Raw genomic sequence first — 5,767 nt, forward strand, 5'->3', positions numbered from 1 at the left:
GGAGATTCGTATTTTAAGATTTAGAGCCTAAAAATCGGTATTAACCGATAGCCCCGTTGTTATAAAAGCTTTCATTTTTTTATATTCTTCATATCCAAAAGATATTTTTCCTTTTGTAAGGCTGAAATAGCCATCTTTCTGCATGGATCGGATGGTCCGGTCCAGCGTCTTGATATTCATTCCAAGCTCTTCACATAAACGTTCGCGGATCTTCTGCAGGATAAATGCTCCGTTTTCGGGAAAGACGGCATCTGTTTTTTCGGACAGGGAACTTTCATATGCCCGGACCAGATAATCTGCAAGGAGAAATGCCGGAGGATAGTAAAGCTTCAGGCCATTATTGTAGGAAGAGCGATACAGCTTGAAGGCGGTACGTTTTGCCATAAGCCGGAGAATATGGGAGTCATTTCGGATCCAGTTTTCGGCTTCCTTTCGGGAAATATAGATTACCGTGCATTCTGTGACAGCCTCAATGGTCACAGAGGTTCGGGGCATCTCTGCCAGAAGCGTTACTTCACCGATAAAGTCAATGGCTTTATTTGTCTCTATCATGTAGATTTTTCCATTTTCAAATTCATTGATCACACGGTTTTCCCCTTTTGCCACAATTCCAAAAAAATGCAGTTCACAGTCTTTCTGGTGGATCAGCCGGCCGGGAGGATATATTTTTATAAAAGCACTTCTGCGTATTTCTGAAGGCATGGATTTTGTATATTCCAGCAATTCCGGTATTTCCTTTTCCAGATCTTCGATGGTCATCATAGCATCCTTCCTTCTCCTGTTTTTAACAAGTATAACAAAGCATTCCAGGAAAGTAAACACAGATGAGAAATCCTGTTGAAATATGCAGAAAAACAGAAAAACAGAAAAACACCTCAAATGTCCTTTTTTGAAAATACATTTTCATCTAAAATTAAACTAATAAAAACGGAACAGGAGGTAAAAGAAACCATGTCAAAACCAAAAGAAAATTATGTCTATAGGTCGTTAGGGGAAAGGATAAGGACAGAATGGAAGATCTATCTTCTGGCTTTTTTGTTTGTTTTGATCGCAGATAATATTGGACAGATCAAAATCCCGGTTGGAAAAGGAATGTTTATTCTGTTTCCTATATTTTATGCCATTATCCTTGGTGTTCTCAGCGGACCGCAGGTGCTGAAGATCGTAGAAAACAAACATGTAAAAGCTGCTTCCAGGCTGGTGGTGGTAGGCATTGCACCTTTTATCGCAAAGCTGGGCATTACAGCCGGGGCAAACATAGAAACCATTTTGAACGCAGGACCGGCAGTGCTTCTTCATGGATTTGGAAATCTCTTTGGCATTTTTCTGGCCCTTCCAGTGGCAATTCTTCTGGGAATGAAGAGAGAGGCTGTAGGAGCCTGTTTTTCCATAAACCGTGAATATCATATGGCTCTGATCAACAATATCTATGGGGCAGATTCCCCTGAGGCAAGAGGAAGCCTCTCTATTTATATTGTGGGCGGAATGATCGGAACTATTTATTTTGGTATCCTTGCATCAGCAGTGGCAATGACCGGGATTTTTCATCCGGAAGCCATGGGACTGGCATCCGGTGTGGGAGCAGGGATCATGATGGCAAGCTCCAGCGCATCTCTCTGTGCCATGTATCCGGATTTTGCGGAGTCTATAAAGACACTGGCAAGTGTAGGTGAGACTATGGCAGGGATCACAGGAATCTACATCAACATGTTTATTGCCATTCCTCTGTGCGATAAACTGTATCAGATACTGGAACCAAAGCTGGGACGTCTGGGACGAAAAAAACAGGAAGGGAGTAAGAAGATATGAGATATATAGAATGGCTGTTTTTATTGGTAGTAGGCGCCTGCGGGACAGGGCTTGCAAATTATATCGGATATGAGGTGGGATTTATGGATTCCCTGCCTGGACTTGTGGTCCTGGTAGTGATTTCTATGCTGGCAGTAGCCTGTACAAAGCTGATTCCGTTGAAACTTCCGATTGTTGCCTACTGCGCCATCATCGGACTGATCGCTGCCTGTCCTGTTTCCCCGATAAGAGACTTTGTGATCAGCGCTGCATCAAAGATCAATTTTACCGCGCCATTTACCATGGTAGGGGCTTATGCAGGTCTTGCCATTGGCGATCAGCTGAAGACGTTTATTAAGCAGGGACCCAAGATTCTTCTGGTAGGTCTTCTGGTCATGACCGGAACATTTCTGGGATCCTGTATGTGGGATTCCCTGATACTGAAACTTACAGGAGCTATTTAAATGATATCTCTCAATCTCTTGAAACGGAATACATGGCAAGGAGGACAATTATGACAAAGTGTGATCTGCTGATCAGAGATACGGCAGCAATGACGGATTATGAAACAATTAAAACAGGAATGGATATTGCTGTGGAAGGAGGCAGGATCCTTTCTGTGACAAAAAGCGGAACAAAAAAATTCCAGACAGAAAAGGTAATATCTGGAAAAGACAGACTTTTTATGCCGGGGTTGACAGACAGTCATATGCATACGGGACAGCAGCTGCTAAAAGGACTTGTTCTGGACGCAAAGCCTATTATCTGGACAAGGGTTATGCTGCCTTTTGAGAGTACTCTGACTTCTGAAAAAATGAAACTTTCTGCAGAAACAGCAGCTTTGGAAATGATCAAATCCGGAACAACTGCATTTGTAGATGCAGGCAGCTATTTTATGGAGGAAGCAGCTGCTGTCTATGAAAAAAGTGGCCTCAGAGGCTGTCTTTCCTGTTCTACTATGGATGAAAAAGGACTGCCGGAGAGCATTGCTATGGACGCTGTTCAGGCAGTCAGAGAGACAGACAAATTGTATGACAAGTGGAACGGAAAAGGCAATCTGAAGGTATATTATGCAATTCGCGCGTTAAATTCCTGCTCCGATGAACTTGTAGAGCTGGCAGCTGCCCACGCAAAGGAACGCAGCACTATGCTGCAGGCTCATATGAATGAATACCAGGGAGAAGTGGACGGGATCATTCAGAGAGAAGGAATGCGTCCTTATGAATATCTGGAGAAAAAAGGAGTGCTTTCAGACCGGTTTTTAGGGGCTCACAGCCTGCTTCTTTCGGAAAGCGAAAAAGAACTGATCCGGGAAAGAGGAATAAAGCTTTGTCATTGTCCTTTCAGCAACTGTGGAAAAGCGGTTCCGGACACACCGGATCTGATAAAGAAAGGTGTGATTCCGGGATTCGGAAGTGATGGCGCTGCACATGGAGGCTTAAGTCTCTGGAACGAAATGAGGATATTCCGTTCTCTTATGAATATATATTACGGCGTTCCCAGTCGTGATCCTAAGATCATGCCGGCTGAAACATTATTCCGTATGATGTATGAGGGAGGAGCTGCGGCAGTTGACGAAGCAGGACAGTGCGGAAAGCTGGAGACCGGATACCGGGCAGATATGATCGGTATAAAACTGGAACCAGGCAGACTGATACCAAGCGGAAATCTGCTTCATACCATGTTTGAGTGCGCAGAAGCCGGAGATGTGCAGGAAATGATCGTGGGTGGAAAAATCCTTATGGAAAACAGAGAGGTGAAGACTCTGGATGAAGAAAGGATATGTTTTGAGGCACAGGAATATATGAGAAAGGCAGGCGTTTTGTAATGGGGACATGGCTGATGATCGGAGCTGCAAACATCGTTGTGGGAGCTTTGGTAGGGCTTTGCGGCGTGGCAGGTTTTTTGCTTCCCATGTTCTATACGGCCAGTCTTGGTATGAGTGTTTCAGAGGGACTAGCCTTAAGCTTTGCGGCTTTTATCGTATCTGGTGCACTGGGATCCTGGAATTATAAAAAAGCCGGTAATCTAGATGTGAAATTTGGCCTGAAGCTTAGTGCGGGAAGTCTGGCAGGCGCTGTTCTGGGAGTGAAACTGAATATGATCATTCCGGAGGACAAGGTAAAAATCCTTCTTTACCTTGTGGTGCTTCTTTCCGGGATTTCCATCCTTCTCAGGAAAGATAAAAAGGAAACAGAGGAAAAAACAGAAGGAGCTTCCATTGGAAAGAATCTTCCTGCAGTTCTGCTGCTGGGAGCGGTAACCGGAGCTATCTGTTCCATGTCCGGCGCAGGAGGACCGGTATTGGTCATGCCTCTTTTGGTGGTTCTGGGGATTCCGGTTCGAACAGCGGTGGGAGTGGCGCTTTTTAATTCTGTTTTTATTGGGATTCCGGCAGTGGCAGGATACCTGTCCCAGTGCAGGATCCATAAAATACTTCCTGTTTTGCTTCTCGCCCTGATCACTCATGGAGCAGGTGTTTATTTTGGAAGTAAAAACGCTGCCCGGATCAATCAGAAACTCCTGAAAAAAGGAATTGCTGTATTTTCGATTATTATAGCAGCGTGTAAGCTGGGCGGGGTATTTTGATAATGTAATCCGCTCTTTTGGGAAAATAATGATAAGAAGATATGGAGTCCGGTCAACGGAAAGGCCATGCAGAGCATAGAAATAAACATAGAGAGTTTTTTAAAGAACATGATAAAATAAGCGGCTTTGGAATTCAGAGTCGCTTATTTTATTGTCCTGTAAAAATGACAAAAATATTTGTCAAAACTGTTGACAACTTTTCTTGTCAATGATATGCTGAATATGACAAGGAAAGTTGTCATAGAACATAAATCTATACAGAGAAAAAGGAGATGAGAATATGCCCTTATATAATAAGCTGAAGGAGTATCGCACTGCTCTGGGAATTAATCAGACAGAAATGGGAAAGCTGGCAGGAGTATCTCGACAGACCATCAGTTTAATTGAAAGAGGGGATTATTCCCCGTCTGTAACACTTGCTCTGAAACTTGCCAGGATATGTCAGGTAACGGTAGAGGATATTTTTATTTATGAGGAGGATACTTTATGAATACCGGAAAGAGAAAAAGTCCAAGTATAAAATTTGTACTTAAAATGCTGGTATGGATGCTGATTGGTGGAATACTGGGATTTGCAATGAGCTGGTTTGGAGGTCAGGCGGATAATGTGGGACAGTTTTTTGCGGTGGTTGTCAGGAGCGTTCAGTCGGCAATGATTCCGCTGGTGACTTTGGTCACAGTGTCAGGAATCTTATTTGGAGAGATTGTGCTGAAAAAAATAAAACAGATTGAAGAGCGGCTTAGATATGCAGAAGATGAGGAATGTGATGAACTGGAATATCAGGAAGAATATATAGGAGCATGGGGATTAAATGGAAGTAATTTTGCTATGGCGCTGGCAATTCTTATTAATTCTGTCGGATATTCCAGAAATTATATTTCCGGATCCAGGGAGACTGCCTTTCGTTTTATGATCGCAGTGGTTATTTTTGTAGTATGTTTTTTCTATGAAGGATTATGGCAGATGCGGTATGTGAAGGTGATCCAGAGCAGCAGACCGGAATTTTCCAATGCGGATCCTTCGTCTATGAAATTTCAGGAACAGTGGATGAAATCCTGTGATGAGGCAGAAAAAGAAATGATCTATCACAGTTCCTATCGGACCTATCTGTTTTTAAGCAAGGTGATTCCGATTCTTCTGGTGGCAGCCATGCTGTCAAATCTGCTGTTTGATACTGGAATGCTTGCAATTGTACTTCTTGCAGTACTTTGGATCATGACCAGCATGTACTACACCCGCTCCTGCGTAAATATGCGCAAAAAAAGAGCCAGGGGATGATGTGAGAGATGACCTGGTGCTGAGAAAGCCAGGAACAAGGATAAAACCATTGATGAGCAGAATATAAAATTTAGAAAAAGCTGTGCGAAAAATATGGCATGGCTTTTTTTAT

At 43.3% G+C, this 5,767-nt stretch carries 7 protein-coding genes; 6 read left to right on the forward strand and 1 reads right to left on the reverse strand.

Features of this window, described 5'->3' with window-relative positions; translation table 11 throughout:
- Window positions 1-27: 27 nt before the first annotated feature.
- On the reverse strand, window positions 28-759 hold the full coding sequence (locus tag RDS42_RS11570; protein ID WP_308783806.1) for a Crp/Fnr family transcriptional regulator: 732 nt from the start codon (window positions 757-759) through the stop codon (window positions 28-30).
- Between the two features lie 192 nt (window positions 760-951).
- On the opposite strand from RDS42_RS11570, the gene RDS42_RS11575 reads away from it, so the two are divergent.
- The 6 genes from RDS42_RS11575 (at window position 952) to RDS42_RS11600 (ending at window position 5,655) form a co-directional block, all read left to right on the forward strand.
- Window positions 952-1,809, forward strand: coding sequence for a DUF3100 domain-containing protein (locus tag RDS42_RS11575; protein ID WP_308783800.1), 858 nt, complete (start codon window positions 952-954; stop codon window positions 1,807-1,809).
- Window positions 1,806-2,252 (forward strand): hypothetical protein, encoded by a 447-nt coding sequence (locus RDS42_RS11580; RefSeq protein ID WP_308783801.1) that lies wholly within the window; start codon window positions 1,806-1,808, stop codon window positions 2,250-2,252. Before RDS42_RS11575 ends, RDS42_RS11580 begins: the two co-directional genes overlap by 4 nt.
- Before the next feature lie 50 nt (window positions 2,253-2,302).
- Window positions 2,303-3,616: an amidohydrolase family protein gene (locus tag RDS42_RS11585; protein WP_308783802.1), complete on the forward strand. Its 1,314-nt coding sequence runs from the start codon at window positions 2,303-2,305 to the stop codon at window positions 3,614-3,616.
- On the forward strand, window positions 3,616-4,377 hold the full coding sequence (locus RDS42_RS11590) for a sulfite exporter TauE/SafE family protein (RefSeq protein WP_308783803.1): 762 nt from the start codon (window positions 3,616-3,618) through the stop codon (window positions 4,375-4,377). The genes RDS42_RS11585 and RDS42_RS11590 overlap by 1 nt, the downstream gene beginning before the upstream one ends.
- A gap of 280 nt (window positions 4,378-4,657) precedes the next feature.
- Entirely contained in the window at window positions 4,658-4,867 is a 210-nt protein-coding gene (locus tag RDS42_RS11595) for a helix-turn-helix transcriptional regulator (protein ID WP_308783804.1), read from the forward strand.
- Window positions 4,864-5,655, forward strand: coding sequence for a DUF3169 family protein (locus RDS42_RS11600; protein WP_308783805.1), 792 nt, complete (start codon window positions 4,864-4,866; stop codon window positions 5,653-5,655). The genes RDS42_RS11595 and RDS42_RS11600 overlap by 4 nt, the downstream gene beginning before the upstream one ends.
- The last annotated feature ends 112 nt before the right edge of the window (window positions 5,656-5,767 follow it).

The organism is uncultured Blautia sp. (assembly GCF_902497045.1).
GTDB lineage: Bacteria > Bacillota > Clostridia > Lachnospirales > Lachnospiraceae > Blautia_A.

Excerpts from the sequence above, each read along its gene's own strand:
- RDS42_RS11570 (WP_308783806.1), bottom strand. The coding sequence starts at position 759 with ATGACCATCGAAGATCTGGAAAAGGAAATACCGGAATTGCTGGAATAT.
- RDS42_RS11575 (WP_308783800.1), top strand. The coding sequence starts at position 952 with ATGTCAAAACCAAAAGAAAATTATGTCTATAGGTCGTTAGGGGAAAGG.
- RDS42_RS11580 (WP_308783801.1), top strand. The coding sequence starts at position 1,806 with ATGAGATATATAGAATGGCTGTTTTTATTGGTAGTAGGCGCCTGCGGG.
- RDS42_RS11585 (WP_308783802.1), top strand. The coding sequence starts at position 2,303 with ATGACAAAGTGTGATCTGCTGATCAGAGATACGGCAGCAATGACGGAT.
- RDS42_RS11590 (WP_308783803.1), top strand. The coding sequence starts at position 3,616 with ATGGGGACATGGCTGATGATCGGAGCTGCAAACATCGTTGTGGGAGCT.
- RDS42_RS11595 (WP_308783804.1), top strand. The coding sequence starts at position 4,658 with ATGCCCTTATATAATAAGCTGAAGGAGTATCGCACTGCTCTGGGAATT.
- RDS42_RS11600 (WP_308783805.1), top strand. The coding sequence starts at position 4,864 with ATGAATACCGGAAAGAGAAAAAGTCCAAGTATAAAATTTGTACTTAAA.